We start from the raw sequence: 26,684 nt of genomic DNA on the forward strand, positions 1-26,684 counted from the left end.
GGGGGGGGGGGGGGGGCGGGGGGGCGGCCCCCCCCCCCCCCCCCCCCCGCGGGCCCCCCCCCCCCCCCCCCCCCCCCCGCTCCCACATTGACGGGGTTATCAATTCATAACAGTTAGCCGAAGGTGAAGGCGTAGGCCGACACGTGCGGGTCGAGAAATTCGATGGTGAACGTGCGGTCCTTGACGGCGCCGGGTTGGCGCACCAATTGGTACAGGCGTTGCTCGGTGACGGTGCCGCTGCCATCCGGGGCGATGTCGGTGCCGTGGGCATCGCCAGGTGCCTGGCCGTCGATGCTGACCTTGAAGCGCACTGGCTTGCCATCGGCGCCCGGGCCGAGCACCAGGTGCAGGTCGCGGGCATGGAAGCGGTAGACAATCCGCCCATTCGCCTGGTCGAGGGTGGCTTGCTGGCCGCCGACATTCCAGTGGCCTTCCAGGGTCCAGTTGTTCAGGGCCAGGTTGCCGGCCGCCGCCGGGTAGTTCGCCACCTGGTTGGTGGCCAGGGTGCCGGTGGTGACAAAGTTTTCGGCGCGCTGGAAGCCCAGGTAGGTTTCCGGCGACTGCACCTCGTTCATGTCCGGCGCCTGTTGCACGCCCTTGGCGTCGGCCTCGATCAGGCCACTGGCGACGTTCTGTGCGCCGGCCTCACGCAGCAACTGCTGGATCACTCGCTCCGACTCGGCATAGTCGCCTTCGCCGAAATGGTGATAGCGAATCTGGCCCTTGGCATCGGCAAAGTAATGCGCCGGCCAGTACTGGTTGTTGAAGGCGCGCCAGACCTTGTAGTTGTTGTCGATGGCCACCGGGTAGGTGATCCCCAGGTCCTTCATCGCCTGGGTGACATTGTTCACGTCGCGCTCAAAGGCAAACTCCGGCGCATGCACGCCAATCACCACCAGGCCCTGGTCGTGGTACTTCTCGGCCCAGGCTTTGACATACGGCAGGCTGCGCAGGCAGTTGATGCAGGAGTAGGTCCAGAAATCCACCAGCACCACCTTGCCCTTGAGCCCTTCGGCGGTCAGCGGTGGGCTGTTGAGCCACTGCACGGCGCCGTCCAGCGAAGGCAGCGCACCTTCGATCGGCAATGTGTCGCTGTGGTTGGCGGCGGCCATCATTGCGCCCCCAGCCATCATCGCCCCGCCCTTCTGCTCAGGCTTGGCGCTCAGCGTGTTCACCAGACTTTGCTCCAGGCCACCGGTGGACGCGGTCGACAGCCGCGCCAGCACGCCGGTGTCGAGGCCCAGCGCGATGGCCGTGACGCCGGCCAGCATCAAGGCACCCAGGCCACGGCGCAGCCATTCGCCGGCACCGAGCGAGCGCTTCATGAAGCCGAAGACTTTACCGCCGACCAGTAGCGCCAAAGCCAGGGAGGTGGCAGCACCGGCGGCGTAGGCCAGCAAGAGCAAGGTAGTACCGATGCTGGCGCCCTGCAGCGCGGCGCCGGTCAATACCAACCCGAGGATTGGCCCGGCGCAGGGTGCCCAGAGCAGGCCGGTGGCCACGCCGATCAGGAACGAGGCGCCCGGACGCGGCCTGGCATCGGCCCCGGCGGCTTCCGACAGGCGACTGCCGGCCGCCACCAACGGACGCGTCAGGCGCTCGGACAGTTGCGGCAACAGGAGCGTGAGTCCGAACAGGGCCACGCACAGCAACGCGAGCCAGCGCCCGTACTGATTGACTTGCACCACCCAGCCGCCGCCCACCGCCGCCAGCGAGGCGACCAGGGCGAACGTCACCGCCATCCCCGCTAACAGCGGCAAGCCACTGCGCAAAAACGGCTGCCCGGTGCGAGCGAAGACAAAAGGCAGAACAGGCAGGATGCACGGGCTGACGATTGTCAGCACGCCGCCCAGATACGCGAGAACCAGAAGCCACATGGGATCTTCCCTTAGACAGATAAGTAAACATCGGCTTAAGCCGCAGTGAAGGTCATGGCGGCACCATTCATGCAATAGCGCAAGCCGGTGGGGGGCGGGCCGTCATCGAACACGTGCCCCTGATGGCCGCCACACCGGCGGCAGTGAATTTCCTTGCGCACCACGCCGTAGGAGGTGTCGGTGTGACTGGCCACGGCGTTGTCGAGCGGTTGCCAGAAACTCGGCCAGCCGGTGTGGCTGTTGAACTTGGTTGCCGAGGAGAAGAGTGGCAGCGCACACCCGGCACAGGCGAAGGTGCCCGCACGGTGCTCGTCGTTGAGGGCGCTGGTGTAGGGGCGTTCGGTGCCCTCCTCGCGCAGGACGTTGTATTGCTCGGCGGTCAACAGCCTGCGCCATTCGGCGTCGGTGTGGTTGACCTCGAACGTCTCGGCGGCCTCGGCTGCGGTGACCAGGTTGATCTGTCTCAACAGGCCACCCGCCAGGACCGCGACACCCAGGCCGCCACCGGCCAGCAGAATTTGTCGACGTGAATACATGCTGTTCTCCTCGATCCATACCGTCCATTGGGCGACGATTACCCTGTAGTGCGCGGGCTTGTGTGGTAGCCAGGTTTCTGTGGTGGGCAGGTCTCTGTGGTAAGCAGGCTCTGTAGTAAGGGGGCTTCTGTGGCGAGCGGGCTTGCCCCGCGTTGGACTGCGCAGCGGCCCCAAAAAAACGGGAGCGCTACGCACTCCAACGCGGGGCAAGCCCGCTCGCCACAACCACAACCACTGCCAGAATCACTGCCACAACCATAATCCCTGTCACTGCCACTGCCAGCCCCCCTGCCACAGCCAAAACCAGAACCACCACAACCCGCGCTCTTTCGATAAGCGGATGTTGGAGGATTTACGGTCGCGGAATCCTCACGCAGAGTTAAACAATTCGTGATAACTACACTGTTGCAAAAGCCGCACAATGCGCGAACGACAAGCGAAGGTTTCTCTTACATGGATCAGCCCAAACGTGTCCTGGTGGTCGAGGACGATGCGCATATTGCCGACCTGATCTGCCTGCACCTGCGCGATGAGCAGTTCGAGGTGGTGCACAGCGCCGACGGCGACGAAGGCCTGCGCCTGCTTGAGCAAGGCGGTTGGGACGCATTGATACTCGACCTGATGCTGCCCGGCGTCGACGGCCTGGAAATCTGCCGGCGCGCCCGCGCCATGACGCGCTACACGCCGATCATCATCACCAGCGCGCGCTCCAGCGAACTGCACCGCATCCTCGGCCTGGAGCTGGGCGCGGATGACTACCTGGCCAAACCGTTTTCGATGCCGGAGCTGGTCGCGCGGGTCAAGGCGCTGTTGCGCCGGGTCGATGCGATGGCACGCAACCTGAAGATGGACGCCGGCAGCCTCGACCTCGGCCAGTTGTTCATCAACCCGCTGACCCGTGACGCGACGCTGCAAGGCCAGCGCCTGGACCTCACTCCACGGGAATTCGACCTGCTGTATTTCTTCGCGCGCCAGCCCGGCAAGGTGTTCTCGCGCATGGACCTGCTCAACGCCGTGTGGGGCTACAGCCACGAAGGCTATGAACACACGGTGAATACCCATATCAACCGCCTGCGCGCCAAGGTCGAGGCCGACCCGGCCAATCCCGCGCGCATCCTCACGGTGTGGGGCCGTGGCTACAAGTTCGCCGAGAGCCCGCCATGAAGCTGACCCTGACCCAGCGCCTGTCGGTGGTGTTCGCCGTGCTGCTGGTGATCTGCAGTGGCACCTCGGCCTGGCTGCAAGTGCGCTCCAACCGCATGCACGAGCTGGAAGTGGTGCAAGGCCTGTCCCGTGACCTGGCCGCACATATCGCCCGTGACACGCAGTTGATGGACGCCGATGGCCTCAAGCCCGACGCCGTGCGCAACCTGTTCAGCCAGTTGATGCTGGTCAACCCGAGTGTCGAGGTGTACCTGCTCGACATCGACGGCCGTGTGGTCGGCAATGCCGCACCCAGCGGCCACCTGCTGCGCGACCAGGTTGACCTGGCACCGATCCGGCGCTTCCTCAGCGGCGCCATGCTGCCGATCCTTGGCGATGACCCGCGCAGCGTCGACGGGCGCAAGGTGTTCAGCGCCGCGCCGCTCAAGGCCAACGGCCAGCAAACCGGCTTCCTCTACGTGGTGCTGCTCGGCGAAGCCCATGATGTGTACGACGCCAAGGATGCCACGGGCATGGCGCTGAAGATCGCGCTGTGGTCCATCGGCCTGGTGGCCCTGTTGTGCCTGCTGGCGGGGCTCATCGCCTTCGCATGGATCACCCGGCCGTTGCGCCAGCTCACCGACAAGGTCGGTCAGTTCGATATCAACGGTGCGCCGAAAACCCAGGCATCGGCCACCCCGGAACTCGACAGTGGCGACGAAATCGCCGTGCTCGACCACGCTTTTGTGCAGATGGAAAACCGCCTGGGCGAACAATGGCGGGCCATCACCCATCAGGACCAGGAACGCCGGGAAATGGTCGCCAACATCTCCCATGACCTGCGCACGCCGCTGGCGTCCCTGCATGGCTACCTGGAAACCCTGACGCTCAAGGACGCCAGCCTGAGCCCCGAAGAGCGCCGGCGCTACCTCGGCATTGCCCTGGACCAGAGTCGCAAGGTCGGTGGCCTGGCCCAGTCGCTGCTGGAGTTGGTGCGCCTGGAACACGGCTTTGTGCAGCCAGTGATCGAAGGTTTCTCCCTGCCGGACCTGGTGCAGGACATCTTTCAGAAATTCGAACTCACCGCCGAGGCGCGCGCCATCACCCTGACTGCTACCCTACCCCCGCAGGTGCCCACCGTGCTGGCGGACCTGGGCCTGATCGAACGCGTGCTCACCAACCTGCTGGACAATGCCTTGCGCCATACACCGGTGAATGGCGAAGTCGAGGTGATCCTGTCGCCGGCCGCCGATGGCGTGGCGGTGACCGTCAGCGACAGTGGCCCGGGGATCGACGCCGAACTGCGTGAAGGCTTGTTCCTGCGCGCCTTCACCATCGGCGGCGCGCGGCGCGACGGTGGCCTGGGCCTGCGCATCGTGCACCGCATCCTGCAATTGCACGGGCGCAGCATTCGACTGGTCGACCGCCCAGGGCACGGCGCGACCTTTACGTTTTCGCTAGAAACCCGAGCATCAACGCGTTGACCCGCTGAGCTTGCTCGTTCTGGATCCAGTGACCGCAATTGGCCAGGACCTGCTGCTCGAGGTTCGGCACCGACTCCGGCATGCGCTTGAGGGTGTGGGCTTCAAACACGCCGACGGGGTCGCGGTCGCCGATCAGGAACAGCGTCGGTTGCAGCACCTGCCGGCCGGCCAGGAACTCGCTGCGTTGCCAGTTGCGCTCAAAGTTGCGGTACCAGTTCAGCGGGCCACGAAAGCCATGCTCGGCGAAGGTCTTCACGTAGACGTCCAGGTCCTCTCGTGAACACCACGCCGGTAGCGGACCAGGGGGCTGCGCACCGTCGAACAAGCTTGAGTCGGCGGACCGTTTCTGCAAAAACAAGTCTTCATCCTGCATGAACAAGCGCAGCGTACGTTCGATATCCGCGTCCAGCTCCTGCTCGGCGACGCCGGGTTGCTGGAAGTACACGATGTAGTTGAAGCGGTCGGCGTACAGCTCACGCAGGATTTCGATCACCGGCCGCCGCGCACGCCCGGCAAACGGCACCGACAACGTGACCAAGTGCGTTATGCGCTCGGGTTCGAGCAGTGCCAGGTGCCAGGCCACCACGGCGCCCCAGTCATGGCCGACCATCACCACCTGTGCATGGCCGAAGTGATCCATGGCCTGCTGGATATCGGCGCACAGCGTGAGCACGTCATAATCGGCAATCTCGGGCGGCGAACTTGATTGGCCGTACCCGCGCATTTGCGGGACAACCACCCGGAACCCAGCCGCCGCCAGCGCGGGGATCTGTTCGCGCCAGGAATGCCAGCATTCGGGAAAACCGTGGAGCAGCCAGATCGGCCGGCCCTGCTCCGGGCCGGCGATGTACACACTCAACTCAATCCCGTTGACCTGGATCCTGTCCTGCTCGATAGCGTTCATCACTGGCCTCCTTGTGTAGGTTTCGCTCGGCGCTTCAGCGCGACACAGGCGCGTGGAGTGGCGCCCAGGCAGAGTGATAGAGCCACAGGATTTGCACCAGCATCATTTGCGCCAAATGCGCGGTCATCAACGCCGCCCCAACGGCGGGCAGGCACATTCCCAGGCCAGGCGCTCGCGCGTGGCCAGCCGCTCAGGTTACCGTCGCCGGCGCCCACCAGCGCGGCAACAACTGGCGCACACGCGCTTCGCCGAAGCGGTCATCGATCAGCATCACCACGCCACGGTCATGCTGGCTGCGGATCACCCGGCCCGCGGCCTGCACGACTTTTTGAATGCCGGGGTACAGATAGGTGTAGTCGTAGCCGGCGCCGAAAATTGCGCCCATGCGCGTTTTCATGTGCTCATTGACCGGGTTCAATTGCGGCAAGCCCAGGGTGGCGATAAACGCGCCGATCAAGCGGGCGCCGGGCAAATCGATGCCCTCGCCGAATGCGCCGCCGAGCACGGCGAAGCCGATGCCCTGGCTGTGCTCGGTGAACTGGTCGAGAAACGCCTGGCGCTCGGCTTCGGCCATGCCGCGTGACTGCTGCCAGAGCGCAATGTGCGGGTGTCGCTCGGCCAGCCGCTGTGCGACCTGCTGCAGGTAATCGAAGCTTGAGAAAAACGCCAGGTAGTTGCCCGGTTGCTCTGCGAACTGCTGGGCGATCAGTTCGACGATGGGTTCCAGCGAGGCGTCGCGGTGCACAAACCGGGTCGAGATGGCATCGACGATGCGCACACGCAGCTGCTCGGCCTTGAACGGTGATTCGACGTCGATCCAGGCGGTGTCCGCCGGCAGGCCCAGCAAGTCGGCGTAGAAGTGGCGCGGGCTCAATGTCGCGGAAAACAGCACGCTGCTGCGCGCCGCCGTCAACCGGGGCCGGATGAATTCGGCGGGTACCACATTGCGCAGGCACAGGGTTGAACTGCTGCGCTTGCCACTGAACTGGCGCTTGCTGATATCGAAAATGAAGTGCTCGTTGAACAGCTCGGCGACCTTGGCAAATTGCAGCGCTTCGAAGTAGAAGGCTTGCAGGTCACCCGCCAGCGCCTCGGGATGGTCATTGAAATAGTCGCCCATGGCACTGGCGCACAGGCTCAGGGCCTGCAGGAGTTTTTCCGGGCGGGCGGCATAGGCCTGGTACGGCGCCAGTTGGTCCTTGTGCAGCGCATTCCATTCACGGTTCAGGCGCTGCAGGGGCTTTTTCAGGGGCTCGGGGGCGATATCGCGCAGGGTCTTGAGGCTGTATTGGTCGAGGCTTGCGCTGTACATCGAACGGGCACGCTCCACCAGGTTGTGGGCTTCATCCACCAGCACCGCCGCTCGCCATTGGTTGAGTTGGGCGAGGCCGAACAGCATGGCGCCAAAGTCGAAATAGTAGTTGTAGTCGGCGACGACCAGGTCGGCCCAGCGCGCCATCTCCTGGCTCAGGTAATACGGGCATACCTCATGGGCCAGGGCCACCTCGCGCAAGTTGCGCTGGTTCAACAGGCGCACCTTGGACGCGGCAGTACGCGCGGCGGGCAGTCGATCATAGAAACCCTTGGCCAGCGGGCAGGAATCACCATGGCAGGCTTTGTCCAGGTGTTCGCAGGCCTTGTCGCGCGCCACCAGCTCCAACACGCGCAATTGCAGGTCGGGGCTGCTGTCGAACAGCACCTGGGAGGCGTCGAGCGCGAGTTTGCGCCCCGGAGTCTTGGCAGTCAGGAAAAACACCTTGTCCAGCTGCTGCGGCGCCAGCGCCTTGAGCATCGGGAAGACCGTGCCGATGGTCTTGCCGATCCCCGTGGGGGCCTGGGCCATCAGGCAGCGGCCGGTGCTGACCGCCTTGTATACCGATTCGGCAAGGGTGCGCTGGCCGGCGCGGAAGTCGGCATGCGGAAAGGCCAGGCTTTGCGCCGCCAGGTTGCGCGCGTCGCGGTGCTGCATTTCCTGCTCGGCCCAGCCGAGGAACAGTGCGCATTGCCGGTTGAAGAACGGCTCCAGCTCGGCGGCCTGGAAGCGCTGGTTGAGCAGGGTTTCGCCCTCGCCGACGATGTCGAAATACACCAGCGCCAGGTCGATCTCGCTGAGGCCGAGCTTCTGGCACATCAGCCAGCCATACACCTTGACCTGGGCCCAATGCAGCTGCCGATGGTTGGCGGGCTGGGCGTCGAGATCACCGCGATAGGTCTTGACCTCTTCCAGGCGATTGGCGTCCGGGTCGTAGCCGTCCGCCCTGCCCCGTACCCTGAGCTGCTGGTACTCGCCCTCCAGGGCCACTTCGTTCTGATAGTGCGCGCTGCGCCGCGAGGCCACGGTGCGATGGCCGAGAATGCCTTCCTGGGCGCTCGGCGATGGGGTAAACCGCAGGTCGAGGTCGCCCACCTTGGCGGTGAACTCACACAAGGCGCGCACGGCCACGGTATAGCTCAAGCGGCGTACTCCGCCCAGCGCACATAGCAGACGGTGACCGGCATCTGGTATTCACCGCAGAACTCCAGCCAACGCAGCTGGTTATCCTGCAGGCGGTCGCCGGGGCCCTTGACCTCGATCATGCGGTAGGTCTTTTGCGCCGGCCAGAACTGGATGAGGTCCGGCATCCCGGTGCGGTTGGCGCGGATATCCAGCAACAGCCGCTCGAACCAGTAGCGCAGGTGCTCGGCCGGTAAACAGGCCAATGCCTGCTCCAGCAACTCCTCACTGAGCAGGTTCCAGAACACGAAGGGTGACTGGATTCCCCATTTTTGACTAAAGCGCTGGCGGATGGTGGTCTTGTAGCCTTCATCCTGCAGTTGCGCAAAACACGCAGCGAACAATGCCGCGCGGCGCGGGTGGAAGTCTTCGCTGTGCAGGTCCGCCGGGCCGCGCTGGAACGGGTGGAAAAACGAACCCGGCAGCGGCGCGAAGATCGCGTCCCAGCACAACAGGCCGAACAATGAATTGATCAGCCCGTTCTCGACGTAGTGCACCGGCGCATCGGGCTCGCTCAGGTGCGCCTGCACGCAGTACTCCACCGACATCAACGGCTCGGGCAGCGCGAGGGCCAGGTCCAGGCGCGTAACGGGGCGAGGCTTGGCCTTGGGCAACGGCGGCGCGCCGAGCTTGCGCCGCAGGCGTGGCAATACGCGCAACAGGTGCTGCTGCTCGGCGGCGCTTTCCGGCGCCTGTTGCGCGGCACTCGCCAGGGCCATGGCCTGGGCGTAGTCCTCCTGGCGTTCCAATACGCGAATCAGCCGCGCGCGGGCGCCCGGATAGGCACAGCCCCGGTAGATCTGCTGCGCCAGGTCCAGTTCGGCGCTGCGCTCGCAATACTGGCCGATCTGGAACAGCAGCTTGGCCCGGCGTTTTTCCAGCCACGGGTTGTCGGTGTGCAGCGTCGCCACTTGCGCCAGCACCTGCGCCAATGCTTCGCCGGCCTCAAAGGCTTGCTGGCATTGGTGCAGGAACAGGAACCCGTGCACGTCGTCGCGACTGCGCAAGCCCCGGGACTCGGCGCAGAACTCGACTTTTTCGTAGGTGTAGATGCCCAAGTCAGCCAGCACGAACTCGGACCAGTCCTGGTGCAGGTTGCCGAAGAACATCAGGCGCAGGCGGTCGCACAATTCCATGACGGTGAGGCTGTACAGGCGGTCGGCAAGGTCGGGGCACCAGTCGGCAAAACTGCGTGCCTCGCTGAACTGGGCGGCCAGGCCCTCCAGCCAATCGGCTTTCTTGCCCCTGGGCTGCTCGATCCAGGGTTTGAAGGTGCCCAGCAGTTCGCTTTTTTGCAGCAAGGCGAACAGCTCCTCGAAGGCCAGCAGGCACTGCCCATCCACCCAGCCCAGTTCCAGCAACGGCTCGGCGGCGGCATGCGGACAACCGACCTCCAGGTAATTGAGCTTGCCTGCTCGAAAATGCACACCCTTGCGCATCACCATGCGCACCAGCAACGCCTGGGAGGCTTGCGGCAACCTGTCAAATTGCTGAATGAAATGCTGTTCGTCAGTATCCAGCAGGTCGGCATAGCGTTGCTCCAGCCATTGCAGGACCTGGCGGAAGTTATGCAGGTAATAGAGCGGGTCTTCGAGGGGATTGGCCATGGCGCGCTTTGATCAAATACTGTTTATGCATACAGAGTGCCGTCGCAAAAGCCTGGTGGCAATCGCTAATAGATAAATGGCGCAGGCAACTTTTTGTATAAAAGTGATCAGATGGGTGAGTCGATGGCGTAACATTTGTGGCCCACGCCCCTGGCGTGGTTTTTTCAGGGTTAAAGGTAAGGGTTATGAACATGAAGAATTTGGGTCTGCCACTGGTTGCACTCACTTTTCTGCTAGTGGCCGGTTGCGCGACGCAAACCGTAGTGACGCTGCAAAACGGCACGCAGTATTTGACCAAGGACACCCCCAAGACCAAGACCGCCGACGGTTTCTACGAATTCACCGACATTGCCGGCAAGCACATCCGGGTCAAGGCCGATGACGTCGCCACGGTGCGCAAGGAAGACTGAGATGAAAAAGCCCCGCAATGCGGGGCTTTTTGTTGGGACCGATCAATACCGGTAGTACGGATGGTAGTAATACGGGCGATAGTAAGGATGGTAATAGTAGGAGTGGTAGTACGGGCGGTAGCAACATGGGCCCGGATAGGCCGGGTACACCGCACACCCACTCAACCCCAACACCACGGCACACAGCAACAATCGAAGTCGGGACATGCTCAAACCCTCGTACGGCAACCGGCGATACACCTCGCAGGTAACCGTTAAACGCATGAACCGCCGATAATCCGTCGCGCCCTCCTCAACTGATCAGCACACCCTCGCTCCACAGGCCGCCCAGCCCGACCCCGACCAGGGTCACCGAGTCGGCGCCAAAACTCAGTACCGTATCGGCCCCCACGGCCTTCGCGTGGTCGCGCAGGTCGGTGCTGCCGTCGGCGCCCTGGAACACCAGCTTGTCGGTCGGCTGGTAGCCGATAATCCGATCCTGGCCAAAATGCCCGCTGAACAAAAAGGTGTTGTGCCCGCTGTTGTCGCGGATCGTGTCATTGCCCTTGCCGCCTTCGATGAAGTCCGCGCCCTTGCCGCCCTGGATCAGGTCATTGCCTTCGCTGCCGATGATGAAGGTATTGCCTGTGTGCGGCTCGGCATTGCGGTTGAGGTCCTGGACCCAGGTGTTGGCGCGCGCCGGGTCGGACAGGTTGGCGACGATAATCGTCGAGTCACGGGTCATCTGCTCGTAGAACCCCGATTCCAGCACACGCGTCATGCCGTCGCCGTAAGCGCTGGGCAAATGCGACACCCAGGTCGACAGGTTGGCGATGGAAAACGGCAGTACATTCCACAGCGTCGAGGCGTAGTGGTCGTTGAAGCTGACGATGTTGTCGGTGGTCGACTCGTGGGCCTTGTCATGCACGCCGAGGGACGACAGGTTGAAGGTGGAGCCGTCCAGCGCACGGAACACCGGGTCGTTTTCGTAGCCGATATTCAGGACCTTATCGCCGGCGCTCTGGGTGGGCGAGGCGTAGGCCAGGTAGTTGGCGTCCTTGTAGAAACCCGCCCATTTGCTGGTGCTCAGGTCGGCCATGCTGTTGACCGCCAGGCCGCCCAGGCTGTGGCCACTGACCAGCACATCCTTGCCACTCAGGCCATGGGCGCCGGCATAGTCGGCCACTGTCTTGAGCAAACCGCCAAACGCTTCGCCGGCATAGTTTTTTGCATAGTCCTTGGGACCCAGCGCGGCGAGCAGGTCGCTGACCAGATCGCCGATGGAGTCGGTAATCAGGCTTTCCCGAGGGCCCGAGGTGCCACGAAAACCGATGCCGATCTCGAGCAGTTTGCCGGCGTCATCGTACTTGCCCAGCACTTCGGCCTGGGCCGTGGTGTAGCCGGCCTTCTCGCCAAAAAAAGTACCCCGCGCATCCACCTTGCCGCCGTAGCCCAATGCGCTGGCGCTGATTGGCGTCCAACCGGCTGCGTGCACCGCGTCCAGGGCGGCCTTTTCCGAGTCGGGGTTCCAGGGAATGCCGGGGATCACTCCCTGGGAGTCTGTGCTGCCGAGCAACGCCCCGACCAGTGTGGCCGGCAGGCCGAGCCCCAAGCCATGTTGCTGATAGCCGACCGCGAAGCCGTTATCCAGGTTGTGATAGGTATACAACGTGATTGCGGTGGCATCGGCGAACAAGGTTTTGCTGGCTTCGGTGCCGAGGTTCTTGTAGTCAAATACACCCATGGTCTTGTCTCTCTTGTTGTTGGAATTGGCCGGAGATTGTGCGTGTGGTTTTATTGGGGCTGCTGCGCAGCCCAACGCGGGGCAAGCCCGCTCGCCACAGGGGGTCGGCTTGCCTCAGGCGGTTTGTTTGCAACAGGGAGTCGGCTTGCCACAGGGGGCTTGTCTGCAGCGGGAGGCTCGGCCCTCTTGGGCCCGAAGGCTTCGTCTACCTTGGCCAGGTCGGTGTCGCGCAAGTTGCCGGCGTAGTAATGCAGCTTGGTCCAGGCCATCAAGTAGTCATACCGCGCCTGGGCCAGGTCTCGGCGTGTGCTGTACAGCTGCTGCTCGGCATTCAACGCATCAAGATTGACCCGCTCACCGCCAAGGATGCTTTGCCGGGTCGACACCACCAACGCTTCGGCCGACGTCAGCGCCTTCTGGTACGCGCGCAACTTGCTCACCCCGGACAAGCACGCGCTGAATTGGCGCCGCAGTTCGATCAAGGTCTCGCGTGTCTTGCCCTCCAGCTCGTACTCGGCCTGCTCCATGGCGCGGCTGGCCTGGCGAGTGGACGCCGAGACGCCGCCACCGGCATACAGTGGCAGGCTGACTTCGACGCCGATGGTGTTGGTGTCATAGCGCTGGTTGTAGGTGTTGCCGCTGTCCGACTCCTGCTGCCGCGAACTCGCATAGGCGGTGACTTTCGGCAGGTGCCCGGCGCGGTTGCGCTCCACTTCATAGCGCGCCACTTCCAGGGCCTGGCGCTGGGACGCCAGCGTGGGGTTATTGCTGATCGCCAACTCGTGCCAGGTGTCGTAGTTGGCCGGGCTCAAGCTGAAGGCGGCGAAGCCAGGACTCAGCGGCGCCAGGTCGTCGATGTTGACGCTCTGTACTCCGATCAACGCCCCCAGCTCGCGCAGGGCGGCGTCCTGCTCGTCCAGCGCCTCGATCTCCTCGGCCGTGGCCAGCTCATAACGCGACTCGGCTTCGAGAATATCGGTGCGGGTGCCCTCGCCCTGCTCGAACAGATGCCGGTTCTGCTGGAACTGCTGTTCGAAGGCCTTCTTCTTGGCGCGGGCGATGTCGATCTGGTCCTGGGCAAACAGCGCCTGGGTGTAATAGGTCAGCACCCGCACCAGCAGCGCCTGGCTCTTGTCGCGAAAGCTTTCATCGGCGAACAACGCCTGGGCCACGCCTTTGCGGTAGTTGGCGTAGGCCTCGTAGTCGAACAGCGGCTGCTGCAGGCTGAAGGTCGAGCCGTAACTGTTGTAGTTGCGGTCGTCGTGATAATTGCCGCCGCGCCCGTCAGGCAAGGTGGCCTGGGAATTGTTGCGGCCCTTGTTGTAGTTGTAGGACAGCTTGGGCAGCAGCCCGGCGCGGCCAATGGTGCGGTTCTCCAGACCGGCGTCGCGCTCCTTGATGGCGCCGAGAAACACCGGATCGTTGCGCAGGGCCTGCTCGTAGACGTCGAACGGGCCCATGGCGGCATGAGCGCTGGCGCAGCTGAATAACACGGCAATAAGCAGCGATCTCATGCTCATTCCTCGGTCAGCGCGGAGCCGGCGCGGTCCAGCAGCGGCTTGAACAGGTAATTGAGCAGCGAGCGCTCGCCGGTGCGCACGAACATCTCGGCCGGCATGCCCGGCTTGATCACCAGGCCCTGCAGTTTTTGCTCGGCCGCCTCGCTGAGCGTGGTGCGCAGCACGTAATACGGCGCACCGGTTTTTTCATCGAGCATCTGGTCGGCGGAGATCAGGCTGACCTCCCCCGGCACGCGCGGTGTGCGGCTCTGGTTGAAGGCGGTGAACAGGATGTCGACCGGCAGGTGCGTGCCGACCTTGTCCACCAGGTGCACCGGCAAATGCCCCTCGACTTCCAGGCGCGTGCCCTGCGGCACGATTTCCAACAGGGTTTCACCGGCGCGCACCACGGCGCCTTCGGTATGCACGCCGAGGTTGACGGCAATACCATCGGCCGGCGCGTTGATTTCACTGTGTTGCAAGTCGAACCCGGCCGAGGTGAGTTGCTGTTCCAGCGTGAGGCTGCGCAGTTGAGCGTCGGCCAATTGGCTGCGCACTTCCTTTTGATATTCCTCGCTGTGCTGCTGCAGTTTCAGGCGCGACTCGAGAATGCCCTGCTCGACGCGGCCGCTTTCACCGGTGTTCTGCGCCAGGTCCTGCTGCACCTGGGACAGCTGGCGCTGGTATTCCATCAGGCGGTTGCGCGGGATGTAGCCATTGTCGGCCAGCGGCTGCAGGTTGCTCAGTTGATCACGCAGGGATTGGGCCTGGGCGGTCAGGTCGCTGCGCGCCCGGCGCATGCCGCCGAGTTGCGCGGTGGCGCCGTCGATGTTCGCGCGGATCCCCGCCTGTTCACGGGCAAAGGCTTCGCGGCGGCTGCTGAACAGTTGGCGCTGGCCTTCCAGCACCAGGGCCAGGGCCGGATCGGGGGTGCTGCTCAGCTCCGCGGGAAAGTGAATGCTGGAACGGTTGTCGCGCTCGCTCTGCCAACGCGCCACGCTGGCCCAGGCCAGGCGGTACTGGGCTTGCAGCGACTGCACATCAGCCTGGTTCTGGGTCTGGTCGAGGCGAAACAGCGGCTGGCCTTGTTTAACCGTTTCGCCCTCGCGCACCAGAATCCGGCTGACCACGCCCGGGCTGAAGGTTTGCACCGCTTTGCGCTTGCCCGAGACCACGACGGTGCCTTGCACCGGAATGCCCTGGTCCAGCGGCGCCAGGCTGGCCCAGAGGAAAAATCCACCGGCACCGACCACGGTCAGCAACCAGCCCATGCGCACGAAGAACCGCGCGTCACGTTGTTCAAAAGTGAGACTGCTCATGCACCTGGATTCCTTCCCGCTTGATACTGACGACTGAAACTCACACCGGGCCTTTCCTTCGGCGCTTCCGGCTGGCCGGACAATGCGCGCAACACCTCCTGGCTCGGGCCGAACGCCTGCAGGCGGCCTTCGTTGAGCACCAGCAATTTGTCGGCCTGGGCCAATGCCGAAGATCGATGGGTGACCAGTACCACGCTGCTGCCTTGGGCTTTCATCTGCACAATGGCGCTGGCCAGGGCCGCTTCGCCGACGGTGTCGAGGTTGGAGTTGGGCTCATCCAGCACGATCAGGCGCGGCCCGCCATACAGGGCGCGGGCCAGGGCCACACGCTGCTTCTGCCCACCAGAGAGGCCGCCGCCGTTGTCGCCGAGCAGCGTGTCGTAGCCGTGCGGCAGGCGCAGAATCAGCTCATGTACGCCGGCCTGTTGCGCAGCCTGCACGACCAAGGCCGGATCGGCCTGGCGAAAACGCGCGATGTTGTCGGCGATGCTGCCGCTGAACAATTCAATGTCCTGGGGCAGATAGCCAATGTGCGGGCCGAGGTCTTCGCGGTCCCAGCGATGGATGTCGGCGCCATCCAGGCGCACGGTGCCGCCCAGCGTTGGCCACACCCCCACCAGCACGCGGGCCAGGGTGGATTTGCCGGAACCGGAGGCACCGAGCACGCCGAGGACTTCGCCGGCGCCCAGGGTGAAGCTGACCTGATGCAGGGTCGGCGTGCGCCGTCCGGGTGGCCCCGCGCTGACCTGCTCGAAGCTCACCTGGCCCTGCGGCGCCGGGAGTTTCATCGGCTCGCTGTCGGGAGGGAATTCACGCAGCAGATCGTCCAGGCGCTGGTAGGCCAACTTGGCCGAACTCCACTGTTTCCACACCGCGATCAACTGGTCGATGGGGCTTAGCACGCGGCCCATCAGGATGGAGCCTGCGATCATCATCCCGGCAGTCATATCGCCCTTGATCACCAGCAATGCGCCCAGCCCCAGCACCAGTGATTGCAGGCACAGGCGCAGGGATTTGCTCAAGGACGTGATCACCGAACCGGTGTCGCTGGCGGTGTTCTGCAACCCCAGAAATTGCGAATGCACCGCAAACCAGCGTTTGCGCAGGGCACCGAGCATGCCCATGGCCTGGATGGTCTCGGCGTTGTGCAAATGGCTGGTGGCCAGTTGGCTCGATTGCTGGGAATAGGCGCCCGCCTCGCCCAAGGGCTTTTTAGTCAGGTATTCGTTGAGGCACGCCAGGCCGATCAGCAGCACCGCACCCGCCGTGGCCAGGACCCCGAGCCACACGTTGAAAAGGAAAATCACCAGCAGGTAGAGGGGAAACCACGGCGCATCGAAAAACGCGAACAGCGCCGGGCCGGTGATGAACTGGCGCAACAGGGTCAAGTCGCCCAGCGCCTGGCCGGCATGCCCCTGACCGCGTTGCAGGTTGCGTTCAAAGGCGGCCTTGTACACGCGCAAGTTGAAACGGCGTTCCAACTGGCTGCCAATACGGATCACGATAAAACTGCGGATAACTTCCAGTGTGCCTATAAACGCAAAGAACCCCACGACCATCAGCGTCAACATGACCAGGGTGGTTTCATTCTGCGAGGACAGCACGCGGTCATACACTTGCAGCATGTAAATCGACGGCACCAGCATCAACAGGTTAATCAGCGCGGTAAAACAGCCGACACTGATCAGGATGCTCTTGTATTCACCCAGCGCCTTGAATAAAGGCGCCACGGCAATGGGCTTGGCCATAGTGGTTTATCTTCCTTGAACCAAACGACACGCAATAGTTGCCCGCACCCCGATCAGGAGCGGTCAACTAATAAACTTGGGTTATAGCGTTATAACGGCAACTAAGGCGCGCGGTGTAATACCACCACGGCACCGGACGCCGTGCGCCCCTGGTATTCGCCTTCTTTCTGGCGATTCAAATGGGTTATCCCGCTGCCTTCGGCATTCATCAGCCAGATGCCGTCGGGGGTTGGCGACCAGGTCCGGGGGGTGTCCCCCAGCCATTGCGCCACGCACGCCACGTCGCCGCCCAGGGCGTTGGCCTGTTCCAGCAGGTCGAGGGCGCAGACCTGATCCGCCTGGTGCAACTGCCAGTGCCCCGCCAGTTGGGCGCTGCTGGGTAATACAAGACTGCTCGCCATTGCGTGGGCTCCTGCCGACACGACTATCACCTGCACAGCGCAGGCGATCGATTGAAAAAAACCTTTCATCAAGCGGCTCCATCCTCAAAGCGCGGCGCCGAAGCGCCGCGCTCGTGCATCACGCCACGATGTCGCTGACGGCCGCCTGGCCTACGGTAGTGACGAGGAAATCCGCCACGCCGTGACCGGAGAAGTCGACCGCCAGGGTCCCCAGGTTGGTGCCTGCCGCGTAGGTCAGTACAGCATCGCCGGCATGCCCGGTGAAGGCATTGACGAAGGTCAGGCCCGCGCCTTTGGTGATGCCGCTGAGGTCGATCTTGTCCGAACCCGAGGTAAAGTCAAAGATCTTGTCTGCCGCACCCGGCTTGGAGTCGGAGCTGGCGCCGAACACAAAGGTGTCGTTGCCCGCGCCGCCCCACAGTTGGTCGGCACCGCCACCGCCGTAGATGATGTCGTTGCCGGCACCACCCTTGATCACGTTGGCCGCGTTATTGCCGATGATCAGGTCGTTGCCGGCACCGCCGAACGCGTTCTCGATGGTCACGCCCTTGGCGATGGACACGTTGCCCACCAGGCCGCCGACATCGGAGAACGACGCCTCATTGAGGTTGATCTTCTGGTTCTGGGTAAAACCGGAGAAGTCCAGGGTATCGTTGCCGCCCCCGTCCCACACCGAGAACACCAGCTTGTCGGCATTCGAGGTGGCGCTGTAGAAATCACGCCCGGTGTTGGAGTTGAAGCCGTAGGTGGTGTCGCCGGCGCGGGTGTTGTAATTGGCACCGTAGAGCTTCTGGATCGCCGCAATGTCGTCCAGCAACGGGCCCGACGCATAGGCCTCGACCCCGCCTTTGCTGAAGTTCTGGTTGGTGTTGCTCTCGCTCCAGTAGCTCATGACGCTGTAGCCGCGCGTGTCCTGTCCATAGGTCGCGTCGTTGTAGGTCGGGTTGCCATTCCCGGCGTTGTAGTCGCCAGGGTGAGCCAGGCCCAGGGTGTGGCCGATTTCGTGGGTCAGGGTCTGCCGGCCGTAGTTGTTGAGGTCCGGAGTCTTGTTGGGCGTGTAGCTGCTGTTGGTCAGGTACCACGAGGTGCCGTCGTAGCCTGCGCCGGTGCCGGGCAGGTAGGCGAAGGCCGCCGCGCCGTCCTGGCCGCCGCTGTAGTTGCCGAAGGTCATGTGGGTATCGCCGCCGGTGGCCTTCTCAGTGAAGGTCACGTTGGCCACGTCCGACCAGGATTGCATCGCCAGCACCGCCTGGTCTTTCTGCTGGGCGTTGAACTGGCTGAAACCCGAGATCCCGTGTTTGTTCAGGGTGCTCGAGGAAGCCGAGGTCAGGAAGGTGTAGGTCAGGTCGATCTTGCCGTTACCGTTCACGTCCCGGTATGCAGCGCCGTCGCGCAGCAGCTGGGTGGCTGCCTGATCGACGGAATAGGACGGTTTGCCATTGACCGTGAGGTTGCCGCCACGGTCATACAAATGGCTGAAGCTATCGATTTGCGAATACGCCGTGCTGACTTGCGCTGCCGACACAATAGCCTGCTCTTTTACTTTTGACATAAACGTACTTCCTTGTTTGCAAATGCATCAGTTTTGATCGATAGGAACCCCGCGGGCGAGATCGTCCTATCACTCGCCTCTTTTGAAGGCGTAAGAAAACTGACACAACTTGAAATCTTTCGTCCACTTGTATTTCTTTGGCAAAACAGTGGCACGCCAGCAACTTTCAGAAGTTCAAGGCCGTGTTTATTGGGCCGGCGAGTTTTTGTCGGACAAAAGACAGCGCCGGTTATTTAAATATTAAATAGCAGTAAAGCCGCCCAACTTGGGCGGCCTGCTTAATTAATGGATCCAATATATTGGCAGGGTGTCATTCACAACACTAAATAGCCATTACCTTAACGTATTAATCCTGAGTGTCCCGTATTACCGGGGCAGACGCCAGCCGGTCTTGCTGAGTGCTTCCAACAGCGTATCGGCGCCCAGTCCAGGCACTTTCACGCAGGCGTCGGTCAGCATGTCCTCCCCGGCCAGGATCGCATTGATGATGGCTTCCTCCACCGCCTCGGCGGCAGCGCTGAACAGCGGCGAAATATGATCGTTGTTGACCATCTGCAGTGCGCTGCTCAGCGGCAGGTCCTTGCGCGCGTAATCGGCGGGCGGCAAGTCGTGGTTGCCGGTGGCGAACGCCAGGAACAGGTCGCCGCTGGAATCCTCGGTACCGCCGCCGGTGCGCGCGATGCCGATGGATGCGCGTTGTGCCAGGCGCTGGCACTGATGCGGCAGCAAGGGGGCGTCCGTGGCGATGATCACCACGATCGAGCCCATCCCCGGCGTGCCGCGCTCGGCAAACGGCGAGGGGATATCCAGCAGCTGGCGCCCCACCGGGTAGCCGTCGACGCGTAATTCCTGGCGCTTACCATGGTTGGCCTGCACCAGCACGCCGACGGTCCAGCCACCCTGCTCCGCCGGCAAGCAACGCGAGGCGCTGCCGATGCCCCCCTTGAATTCATGGCAGATCATCCCGGTGCCCCCGCCGACGGCGCCCTCCTGCACCGGGCCACCGGCGGCGTTATCCAGCGCCTCGCGCACATGCGCAGGCTTTACGTGCTGGCCCCAGATGTCATTGAGCAGGCCATCGTAGGTTTCCATCACCACCGGCATGCACCAGTACACCGCCGGGTCCGCCAGGCGCTCGCGCTCCAGGGCGATCAGGGTGTCGCGCACAATGCCGATGCTGTGGGTGTTGGTGATGGCCAGCGGCGTGGTCAACAGGCCCGCCTCGCTGATCCATTCCAGGCCGGTGGCATCGCCATTGCCGTTGAGCACGTGGTAACCGGCAAAGCACGGTTGCTGGCGCGCCTCCCCGGCCCGTGGCTGCACCACGGTCACCCCGGTGCGCACCTGCTTGCCATCAATGCGCGTGTTGAGCGTACTGTGGCCGACCCGCACCCCGGGTACATCGGTGATGGCATTCAACTCGCCGGGGACGCCCAGCCCCAAAGTGATGCCTAGTTGACGTGCACGCATAACCACTCCTTACAATTTCTGGAACGCCGGACTCAACCGGCCACTGATGCAATACAGAATCACCGACAAGGCCAGCAAGCCGATGATGATCATGATGTCGCGCACCGAGGCTGCCACCAGCAAGGTCACCAACAGGTACCCGGCGCCCAGCACGGCCACCAGCGCCGGCAGCGGCCACAGCGGCATGCGATAAGGGTGCTCGCGGTCGCGCAGCAGTACGCGGCTCATCAACGCGCTCAACGCCACCACCAGGTACACCAGCATGATCAGCAGCACGCTGAACGAGGTGAGATCGGCCAGGTTGGAGCTGAAGCTCAGCAGCGCCGACGGGATCGCCAGGAACAGCGTGGCCAGCCACGGCGAATCCCAGCGCGGATGGATGCGGGTGAACAGCTTATTGATGGTAGGCGTCCACAGCGCATCCCGCCCGCTGCTGAACACCACGCGACCGATCTGGATCACGATGGCGACGATGGCGTTGAACACCGACAGGAAGATCCCCGCGCTGACCAGTCGCGACAGGGTTTCGTTGCCATGGCTGGTCAGCAGATAGCCGATCGGGTCCGGGCTGCTGATCATCGCGCTCAGCGACGGCGCGCCAATCAACAGCGCGGTGATCGGCACCAGCTCGATCACGACCACCAGCCCCAGGGACCACAACACCGCCTTGTGCACGCCCTTGCCGCCGCACTTCATGTCTTCGGCGAGCAACACCGCCGGCCCATAGCCGTTGTAGGAAAACAGACCAATGCCCACCGCGCCGATCACCAAGGCCCAGGGCGCCAGGTGCAACACGCCGTTTTCGACAATCTGCGGTTGGAACAGCACACTGGCGGGCTGCACCGGGTTGCCAAAGCCGATCACCACGATCACCAGCAACGCCGCGACTTCCAACAGCAGGCACGTACCGGTGATCCAGGCATTGAGCTTGATATTGAGGATACCCAGCGCGTAACTGCACACCACGATCACCAGCGCGACGGTCTGTGCGTCGAAATGCGTGCCCAGCGCGTTGTTCAGGTAGGTCGCGGCGCCCGTGGCCAATACCGGCGGGATAAACAGCAACATCACCAGCACCGTCAGAAACGTCGCATAGCCGGCCATCCCCCCAAACACCCGCTTGGCATACACATATTCACCGCCCGCACTGTTGTGGGCACGGCCCAGTTCGGCGTAGCAAAAGGCGAACATCAGCGCCAGCAGCCCGGCCATCACGAACGCCAGGAACACCCCGCTGCCGGCCTGTTGGATGGCAAAGGGCGCAATCACGAAGACGGAACTGGCGGGCGTCACCGCGGACACGGTGATAGCCACCACATCGAAGACACTCAGGGTCGGTTTCAGCACGCCGTCGGGCGTGGGTGAAGTGCTCATATCGTTATCCTCTGTCGTTGTTCTTGGTGTGAGGCAGAAACGAAAAGTCTGAATATCGCGGGATATGTTTCCCACTGGATAATGGCGAAGGTAAACGCTGGGTTTATGTCAGCCAATTCCCCTATTGGCGTACTCCCCTTGACGGCACCCGACAAAAGCCGAACCCTTGGCCGATCTTTTGCTGGCGGGAGCCTGTTACATGAGCCTGTTCCGGGAAGTCGGCATGCACGCAGGGCTGGGCCGCACCGTCGCATACATCGGCACCGAGCGCTTCTGGAAACAGCTGGTGCTGTTGCTGCACCAGTGTTTGCCGTTCGATAACGCCCTGGCGATTTACTATCCCGTGGAGGGTGCCCCCCAGGCCCTGGAAGAATACGACGCCCAGCCCAGCAGCAAGCCGGCGTCGATGCTGGTGTACCTCAATGGCTTGTACCTGCTCGACCCGTTCTTCCAGGCTTGCCGCGAAGGCTACGCCAGCGGCGTGTACCGCCTGGAAGAAGTGGCGCCGGACCATTTTCGCCAGAGTGAATACTTCCTCAATTACTTCCACGACAACGTGCTGGAAGACGAGGTGCAATTCATCCTGCAACTGCCTGGGGCGGGCACGTTGTCGTTGTCGCTGGGGATGCAAAGGCGCTTCAGCGCCGATGAGACCGGGCTGATGACTACCTTGGCGGCGTGGGTATTGCCATTGATGCAACAGCACTGGCAGCAGAGCACCCAGCGCGCGCCGGCCATGGACAGCCAGATCCGCGATGCACTGAGCCAATTCGGCTGCGGCGTGCTGTCGGACCGCGAACTGGAAATCGCCCGCCTGGTATTGCGCGGGTTCTCTTCCAAGGCTATGGCGGAAAGGTTGAACATCTCGCCGGACACAGTGAAGGTGCACCGTCGGCATCTGTACGCGAAGCTGGATATTTCTTCACAGCCGGAGCTGTTTTCGTTGTTTATACAGTCGTTGGGGCATGATCTGGAAAATCCCTGAGCCAGGGGCTCAGGGGTGAATGGGCGGGGTGTTGTGTGAGGTGGGGTTTGATGGTGGCCCTATGCAGAAGCTGGCTTTTCCCTTCTTTTGTGGTGAGCGGGCTTGTCGAATCGTCGCACCGCCCGCGTTTGGCTACGAAGCAGCCCCATTCAGTGAGCATGCGGTGTATCAGGTACTCCTCTGAGGCTGGTTTTGGGGCTGCTGCGCAGCCCAACGCGGGGCAAGCCCGCTCGCCACAATAAACCCGCTCGCCACAACAACCCGGTTCACCACACTAAACAGGCTTGCCGCAGTAGCCACTCCACCGCCAATTTTTCAGCGCCCGGTACGAATGGTGTTCCACACCCGCGTCCGAATCCGGTCGATGTTCAGCGGCATGGCTTCCAGCGCGAAAAGCTTGCCCATCATCTCGGGGCTCGGGTAGACCTTGGTGTCGGCCTTGATCGCCGGGTCCACCAGGCTGTCGGCGGCCTGGTTGCCGTTGGCGTAGTGCACGTAGTTGGTGATGCTGGCCATCACTTCCGGGCGCAACAGGTAGTTCATGAACGCGTAGCCGGCTTTTTCGTCGGGGGCATCGGCGGGCATGGCGACCATGTCGAACCAGATGGCGGCGCCTTCCTTGGGAATGTTGTAGCCGATGTTCACGCCGTTCTTGGCTTCCTTGGCTCGGCTTTCGGCTTGCAGGATGTCGCCGGAGAAACCGACGGCCACGCAGATATCGCCATTGGCCAGGTCAGCGGTGTATTTCGAGGAGTGGAAGTACGCCACGTAAGGCCGCACTTTCATCAGCAGGTCTTCGGCTTTCTTGTAGTCTTCGGCCTTCTTGCTGTGGTGCGGCAGGCCCAGGTAGTTCAGCGCGGCGGGCAACAATTCCGGGCCGTTATCGAGGATCGCCACCCCGCACTTCTGCAACTTGGCCATGTTCTCGGGCTTGAAGATCAAGTCCCAGGAATCCACTGGCGCGTTATCGCCCAGCACCGCCTTGACCTTGTCGATGTTGTAGCCGATGCCGGTACTGCCCCACAGGTACGGGAAGCCGTGGGCATTGCCCGGGTCATTGTTTTCCAGGGCCTTGAGCAGCACCGGGTTGAGGTTCTTCCAGTTCGGCAACTGGCTCTTGTCGAGCTTCTTCAGCGCGCCGCCCTGGATCTGGCGGGCCATGAAGTGGTTGGACGGAAACACCACGTCGTAGCCGGATTTACCGGTCATCAACTTGCCATCCAGGGTTTCGTTGCTGTCGTAGACGTCGTAGGTAAAACCGATGCCGGTTTCTTTCTGGAAGTTCTTGGTGGTGTCCGGCGCGATGTAGTCCGACCAGTTGTAGATTTTCACCGTCTCGGCGGCCTGGCTGATAGAGGCCACCAACATCAAGGGCAACAGGGCAATGGCTTTCATGGTTCGATTTCCTGGCGGTTTTAGGGCTGTTTTTATGGCAGGCGATCAAGGATCAAAGCGTTACAGAATCAATACGTAGGTCTTGCGCACGGTTTCCTGGATATCCCAGATACCGGTGCTGTTGGCTGGCAACATCAGTGCGTCGCCGGCTTCTATGTGAATGGTTTCTCCGTCGTCCGGGGTAAAGGTGCAGCGGCCCTGGATAAAGTGGCAAAACTCCTGGGATTTGATCTGCCGACGCCAGCGGCCTGGGGTGCACGCCCAGATGCCGGTTTCGACGCCGTCGTTGCGCTCCACGCTCAGGGTCGAGGCCACGGCGATGGGCTCGCCCAACGGCACGGCCACCGGTGAGGCGTCGGGCAAGTGGGCATTCAGCGTGTCTTTGAATTGAGTGATGCTCATGGGTTTTCCCGTGTGAGTGAAACGACTTAGTGCATGAAACCTTCCATGAACTCGGCCATGCCGGTCGCCAGCTTGCGGCGCCAGGGCGCGGTGTTGGGGTTGGCCAACACCTGGTCTTCATGGACAAAACTGCGAATGATCGCGTTGTACCCCAGCCAGCGGCAGGGTTCCGGCTCCCAGGCCTTGAGCGCGTCCAGGCCGCGCTCGCGGATCACCCAGGGTTGCTGGACCAGCGGCGTGTCGCGGCCCAGGATCAAGTCGGCCAAGGTGCGGCCGCCCAGGTTCGTCGCACCGACGCCCTCCCCGCCATAGCCGCCGGACAGCGCGATGCCGGTCTTGTGATCGCAGAGCATGTGCGGGCGGAACCGGCGCGACATGCCGAGGTTGCCGCCCCAGGAGTGCGTGATCCGCACGTTCTTGAGCTGTGGGAAGAGTTCGCCGAACAGGTAGCGACGCAGCTCGACCTCGCTGTCGGTCAAATCGAAGTTGTGCCGCAACTTGCCGGCGAACTGATAACCGCCACGGGCGCCGAACACCAGGCGGTTGTCCGCCGAACGCTGGCCATAAGTGACCTGGCGGCTGCTTTCACCGAATGCCTGGCCATGGTTCAGGCCGATTTGATCCCAGGTGCTGGCAGGCAGCGGCTCGGTGGCAACGATCAGGCTCTGTACCGGCAATTGGTACTGGCCCAGAGGCGGCAACGTCGTGGCGTACCCCTCGACAGCCGGCACCACCCAGGCGGCGCGCACACTGGCCTTGGCGGTGCGCAGGCTGCCGGATTGCCAGTGGGTGACCGGGCTGTTTTCGTAGATCGCGACGCCCATGCCCTCTACTACCCGCGCAAGGCCGCGCACCAGCTTGGCCGGGTTGATCGTGGCGACATGCGGTGCATAAATACCGCCATAGGGCTTGGCGATGCGAATCTGCTCGGCCAATTGCTGCGGGTCGAGCCAGCGATAGTCGGCCTCCGTCAGACCCTGGGCATGCAATTTATCCAAGTAGCGGCGCAGGCTGCCTTCCTGCTCGGGGTAGCGCGCGGCACAGTACAACGCGCCGCCCTTGCGGTAGTCGCAGTCGATGCCTTCATGGGCCAGCACCTGGGCCACTTCGTCGGGAATGGCGTGCAACAGGTCAAACGAGGCGCGCCGTTGTTCGGGCGCCAGACCTGCCAGCAGCCGGTCCTCACCCAGCAGGTTGCCCATCAGCCAGCCGCCATTGCGGCCGGAGGCACCGAAGCCGGCGGTTTGCGCCTCGATGATCGCGATTTTCAGTTCAGGCGCCTGGCGTTTCAGGTAATAGGCGGTCCACAGGCCGGTGTAACCGGCGCCGATAATGGCGACATTGACGTCCAGGTCATGCTCAAGGGAGGGCCGCGCGGTCAGCGGGTCGTCGAGCTGGTCCATCCATAAACTGATATTGCGCCATGCCGGCATGCCAAGCTCCCCTACCTCGTTTCGATAGGCTGGATCCTAGAGCGCGGCGTTATTGGCTGTCTTGCGCGCGTGCACGCAGGGAAATTTGTTTGACGTAGGCCTTGGGCGATTGGCCGGTGTGCTGGCGGAACGCGCTGTAGAACGCCGACAGCGAATTGAAACCGGCCGCAAACGCCAGGTCATCGACCTTGATCGGCGGCACCGCGCTGTCCAGGGCTGCGAGCAAATGCTGGAGCCGCGCCTGGTTGACGTAGCGGTAGAAGCTTTGCCCCAGCACCTGGTTCAGCAGGTAGGAAATCTGATTGCGGCTGTAGCCGCACTCCTTGGCAACCCGCTGCAAGTCCAGCTCCGGGTCCAGGTAGGGTTGCTTGCGCTCGAAGTATTGCTGCAGGTCATTGGCCATGTGCCCCAATTGCTGGGGCGACAGGCCCAGGCGGCTGACCGTGGGTCGCGTCGCCTGCGTCGGCTGTTCATGCACCAGCGACGCGTATTCATTGACCCGCCAGATCAACCCGTCCCGCACCGTGATGGCCTCGCTGGTACGAAACGACACCAGGCCCTGGCTGCCCCGCAGCGTGATGCGGTACTGGATAAACGCGGTGTCGCCATCGGCGCGAATGCGATCGGAGTGTTCAATCGCCTCGTCCGCTTCGCGGGGCATGCTGGCCTGCAGGTACTCACGCAACTCGGCATAGCCGACCACGCGGTTCTGGAAGAAGTCGTGGTACTGGATATCCGCGTGGTAATAGGACATCACCCCGTCCAGGTCCCGATGCCGCCAGCACAGGTGGTGGCGCAGCACCAGTTCACGCGTGGCGTGGGAACACTGGCTGTCATCGTCGGGGCTGAGGTCGGGCATAGAGTGCTCTGCGGCGGGTAAACCCTGGAGATTGCCGAATTTTCGCGGTGCGTTCAATGGACGGTGGCA

21 protein-coding genes and 1 pseudogene are annotated in these 26,684 nt (G+C 62.9%); 4 read left to right on the plus strand and 18 right to left on the minus strand.

Going from position 1 to position 26,684, the window contains the following annotated elements; genetic code table 11:
- Positions 1-113 precede the first annotated feature (113 nt).
- Together NTD80_RS04095 and msrB are read right to left on the minus strand one after the other, a co-directional pair.
- On the minus strand, positions 114-1,877 hold the full coding sequence (locus NTD80_RS04095) for a cytochrome c biogenesis protein DipZ (protein WP_262132250.1): 1,764 nt from the start codon (positions 1,875-1,877) through the stop codon (positions 114-116).
- Between the two features lie 35 nt (positions 1,878-1,912).
- The gene (msrB, locus tag NTD80_RS04100; RefSeq protein WP_262132252.1) at positions 1,913-2,413 is read right to left on the minus strand and encodes a peptide-methionine (R)-S-oxide reductase MsrB; all 501 of its coding nucleotides are present in this window, start codon (positions 2,411-2,413) and stop codon (positions 1,913-1,915) included.
- Positions 2,414-2,866: 453 nt separating this feature from the next.
- Here msrB and NTD80_RS04105 point away from each other — a divergent pair, with 453 nt between their 5' ends.
- Positions 2,867-3,577 carry a response regulator transcription factor gene (locus NTD80_RS04105; protein WP_065905138.1) on the plus strand — a complete coding sequence of 237 codons (711 nt, stop codon included), beginning with the start codon at positions 2,867-2,869 and terminating at the stop codon, positions 3,575-3,577.
- Positions 3,574-5,040: a sensor histidine kinase gene (locus NTD80_RS04110; RefSeq protein ID WP_106803900.1), complete on the plus strand. Its 1,467-nt coding sequence runs from the start codon at positions 3,574-3,576 to the stop codon at positions 5,038-5,040. Before NTD80_RS04105 ends, NTD80_RS04110 begins: the two co-directional genes overlap by 4 nt.
- On the opposite strand, the gene NTD80_RS04115 is transcribed toward NTD80_RS04110, so the two are convergent.
- From NTD80_RS04115 to NTD80_RS04125, 3 genes are all read right to left on the minus strand, one after another.
- A complete protein-coding gene (locus NTD80_RS04115) occupies positions 5,003-5,944 on the minus strand; it encodes an alpha/beta fold hydrolase (protein ID WP_262132253.1) in 942 nt (313 codons plus the stop codon). The genes NTD80_RS04110 and NTD80_RS04115 overlap by 38 nt on opposite strands.
- Positions 5,945-6,134: 190 nt before the next feature.
- Positions 6,135-8,399, minus strand: coding sequence for an ATP-dependent DNA helicase (locus tag NTD80_RS04120; protein ID WP_262132255.1), 2,265 nt, complete (start codon positions 8,397-8,399; stop codon positions 6,135-6,137).
- Complete coding sequence (locus NTD80_RS04125) at positions 8,396-10,045, minus strand: VRR-NUC domain-containing protein (RefSeq protein ID WP_262132256.1); 1,650 nt, start codon at positions 10,043-10,045, stop codon at positions 8,396-8,398. The genes NTD80_RS04120 and NTD80_RS04125 overlap by 4 nt, the downstream gene beginning before the upstream one ends.
- Positions 10,046-10,230: 185 nt before the next feature.
- On the opposite strand from NTD80_RS04125, the gene NTD80_RS04130 reads away from it, so the two are divergent.
- A complete protein-coding gene (locus tag NTD80_RS04130) occupies positions 10,231-10,455 on the plus strand; it encodes a YgdI/YgdR family lipoprotein (protein WP_065905126.1) in 225 nt (74 codons plus the stop codon).
- Positions 10,456-10,497: 42 nt separating this feature from the next.
- Here NTD80_RS04130 and NTD80_RS04135 read toward each other — a convergent pair whose 3' ends face one another.
- From NTD80_RS04135 to NTD80_RS04175, 9 genes and pseudogenes are all read right to left on the minus strand, one after another.
- Positions 10,498-10,662 carry a hypothetical protein gene (locus NTD80_RS04135; RefSeq protein WP_162946084.1) on the minus strand — a complete coding sequence of 55 codons (165 nt, stop codon included), beginning with the start codon at positions 10,660-10,662 and terminating at the stop codon, positions 10,498-10,500.
- Positions 10,663-10,747: 85 nt separating this feature from the next.
- Positions 10,748-12,178 carry a lipase gene (locus NTD80_RS04140; RefSeq protein ID WP_262132259.1) on the minus strand — a complete coding sequence of 477 codons (1,431 nt, stop codon included), beginning with the start codon at positions 12,176-12,178 and terminating at the stop codon, positions 10,748-10,750.
- 188 nt (positions 12,179-12,366) lie between these two features.
- A pseudogene (locus NTD80_RS04145) lies at positions 12,367-13,692 on the minus strand (TolC family outer membrane protein); the annotation flags it as partial.
- Between the two features lie 2 nt (positions 13,693-13,694).
- Positions 13,695-14,996 (minus strand): HlyD family type I secretion periplasmic adaptor subunit, encoded by a 1,302-nt coding sequence (locus NTD80_RS04150; protein ID WP_262132262.1) that lies wholly within the window; start codon positions 14,994-14,996, stop codon positions 13,695-13,697.
- Entirely contained in the window at positions 14,993-16,744 is a 1,752-nt protein-coding gene (locus tag NTD80_RS04155; RefSeq protein ID WP_201144375.1) for a type I secretion system permease/ATPase, read from the minus strand. Before NTD80_RS04155 ends, NTD80_RS04150 begins: the two co-directional genes overlap by 4 nt.
- A gap of 101 nt (positions 16,745-16,845) precedes the next feature.
- Positions 16,846-17,214, minus strand: coding sequence for a protease inhibitor Inh/omp19 family protein (locus NTD80_RS04160; protein WP_262132263.1), 369 nt, complete (start codon positions 17,212-17,214; stop codon positions 16,846-16,848).
- Between the two features lie 49 nt (positions 17,215-17,263).
- Entirely contained in the window at positions 17,264-18,697 is a 1,434-nt protein-coding gene (locus NTD80_RS04165) for a serralysin family metalloprotease (RefSeq protein WP_065905116.1), read from the minus strand.
- A 366-nt stretch (positions 18,698-19,063) separates the two neighbouring features.
- The gene (locus NTD80_RS04170; RefSeq protein WP_262132265.1) at positions 19,064-20,167 is read right to left on the minus strand and encodes a P1 family peptidase; all 1,104 of its coding nucleotides are present in this window, start codon (positions 20,165-20,167) and stop codon (positions 19,064-19,066) included.
- Between the two features lie 9 nt (positions 20,168-20,176).
- Positions 20,177-21,541, minus strand: coding sequence for an APC family permease (locus NTD80_RS04175; protein ID WP_065905113.1), 1,365 nt, complete (start codon positions 21,539-21,541; stop codon positions 20,177-20,179).
- 199 nt (positions 21,542-21,740) lie between these two features.
- Between NTD80_RS04175 and NTD80_RS04180 the strand changes: the two genes are divergently transcribed.
- On the plus strand, positions 21,741-22,526 hold the full coding sequence (locus tag NTD80_RS04180) for a helix-turn-helix transcriptional regulator (RefSeq protein ID WP_262132269.1): 786 nt from the start codon (positions 21,741-21,743) through the stop codon (positions 22,524-22,526).
- Between the two features lie 315 nt (positions 22,527-22,841).
- Here the strand turns inward: NTD80_RS04180 and NTD80_RS04185 are convergent, their stop codons facing one another.
- From NTD80_RS04185 to NTD80_RS04200, 4 genes are read right to left on the minus strand one after another with little or no spacing between them, the layout of a single operon-like run.
- The gene (locus NTD80_RS04185) at positions 22,842-23,921 is read right to left on the minus strand and encodes a polyamine ABC transporter substrate-binding protein (protein ID WP_065905109.1); all 1,080 of its coding nucleotides are present in this window, start codon (positions 23,919-23,921) and stop codon (positions 22,842-22,844) included.
- A 60-nt stretch (positions 23,922-23,981) separates the two neighbouring features.
- A complete protein-coding gene (locus NTD80_RS04190) occupies positions 23,982-24,323 on the minus strand; it encodes a cupin domain-containing protein (RefSeq protein ID WP_120448550.1) in 342 nt (113 codons plus the stop codon).
- Between the two features lie 26 nt (positions 24,324-24,349).
- Positions 24,350-25,756 (minus strand): NAD(P)/FAD-dependent oxidoreductase, encoded by a 1,407-nt coding sequence (locus NTD80_RS04195; protein ID WP_262132271.1) that lies wholly within the window; start codon positions 25,754-25,756, stop codon positions 24,350-24,352.
- A 49-nt stretch (positions 25,757-25,805) separates the two neighbouring features.
- The gene (locus NTD80_RS04200; protein ID WP_065905104.1) at positions 25,806-26,615 is read right to left on the minus strand and encodes a helix-turn-helix transcriptional regulator; all 810 of its coding nucleotides are present in this window, start codon (positions 26,613-26,615) and stop codon (positions 25,806-25,808) included.
- Positions 26,616-26,684: the final 69 nt, after the last annotated feature.

The sequence above is a fragment of the Pseudomonas sp. 13B_2.1_Bac1 genome (assembly GCF_025466155.1).
Classification (GTDB): domain Bacteria; phylum Pseudomonadota; class Gammaproteobacteria; order Pseudomonadales; family Pseudomonadaceae; genus Aquipseudomonas; species Aquipseudomonas aylmerensis.

Coding starts and splice junctions, on each gene's coding strand:
- NTD80_RS04165 (WP_065905116.1), bottom strand. CDS start 18,697: ATGTCAAAAGTAAAAGAGCAGGCTATTGTGTCGGCAGCGCAAGTCAGC.
- NTD80_RS04160 (WP_262132263.1), bottom strand. CDS start 17,214: ATGAAAGGTTTTTTTCAATCGATCGCCTGCGCTGTGCAGGTGATAGTC.
- NTD80_RS04095 (WP_262132250.1), bottom strand. CDS start 1,877: ATGTGGCTTCTGGTTCTCGCGTATCTGGGCGGCGTGCTGACAATCGTC.
- NTD80_RS04155 (WP_201144375.1), bottom strand. CDS start 16,744: ATGGCCAAGCCCATTGCCGTGGCGCCTTTATTCAAGGCGCTGGGTGAA.
- NTD80_RS04135 (WP_162946084.1), bottom strand. CDS start 10,662: ATGTCCCGACTTCGATTGTTGCTGTGTGCCGTGGTGTTGGGGTTGAGT.
- NTD80_RS04140 (WP_262132259.1), bottom strand. CDS start 12,178: ATGGGTGTATTTGACTACAAGAACCTCGGCACCGAAGCCAGCAAAACC.
- NTD80_RS04170 (WP_262132265.1), bottom strand. CDS start 20,167: ATGCGTGCACGTCAACTAGGCATCACTTTGGGGCTGGGCGTCCCCGGC.
- NTD80_RS04175 (WP_065905113.1), bottom strand. CDS start 21,541: ATGAGCACTTCACCCACGCCCGACGGCGTGCTGAAACCGACCCTGAGT.
- NTD80_RS04200 (WP_065905104.1), bottom strand. CDS start 26,615: ATGCCCGACCTCAGCCCCGACGATGACAGCCAGTGTTCCCACGCCACG.
- NTD80_RS04125 (WP_262132256.1), bottom strand. CDS start 10,045: ATGGCCAATCCCCTCGAAGACCCGCTCTATTACCTGCATAACTTCCGC.
- msrB (WP_262132252.1), bottom strand. CDS start 2,413: ATGTATTCACGTCGACAAATTCTGCTGGCCGGTGGCGGCCTGGGTGTC.
- NTD80_RS04180 (WP_262132269.1), top strand. CDS start 21,741: ATGAGCCTGTTCCGGGAAGTCGGCATGCACGCAGGGCTGGGCCGCACC.
- NTD80_RS04105 (WP_065905138.1), top strand. CDS start 2,867: ATGGATCAGCCCAAACGTGTCCTGGTGGTCGAGGACGATGCGCATATT.
- NTD80_RS04110 (WP_106803900.1), top strand. CDS start 3,574: ATGAAGCTGACCCTGACCCAGCGCCTGTCGGTGGTGTTCGCCGTGCTG.
- NTD80_RS04150 (WP_262132262.1), bottom strand. CDS start 14,996: ATGAGCAGTCTCACTTTTGAACAACGTGACGCGCGGTTCTTCGTGCGC.
- NTD80_RS04115 (WP_262132253.1), bottom strand. CDS start 5,944: ATGAACGCTATCGAGCAGGACAGGATCCAGGTCAACGGGATTGAGTTG.
- NTD80_RS04190 (WP_120448550.1), bottom strand. CDS start 24,323: ATGAGCATCACTCAATTCAAAGACACGCTGAATGCCCACTTGCCCGAC.
- NTD80_RS04195 (WP_262132271.1), bottom strand. CDS start 25,756: ATGCCGGCATGGCGCAATATCAGTTTATGGATGGACCAGCTCGACGAC.
- NTD80_RS04130 (WP_065905126.1), top strand. CDS start 10,231: ATGAACATGAAGAATTTGGGTCTGCCACTGGTTGCACTCACTTTTCTG.
- NTD80_RS04185 (WP_065905109.1), bottom strand. CDS start 23,921: ATGAAAGCCATTGCCCTGTTGCCCTTGATGTTGGTGGCCTCTATCAGC.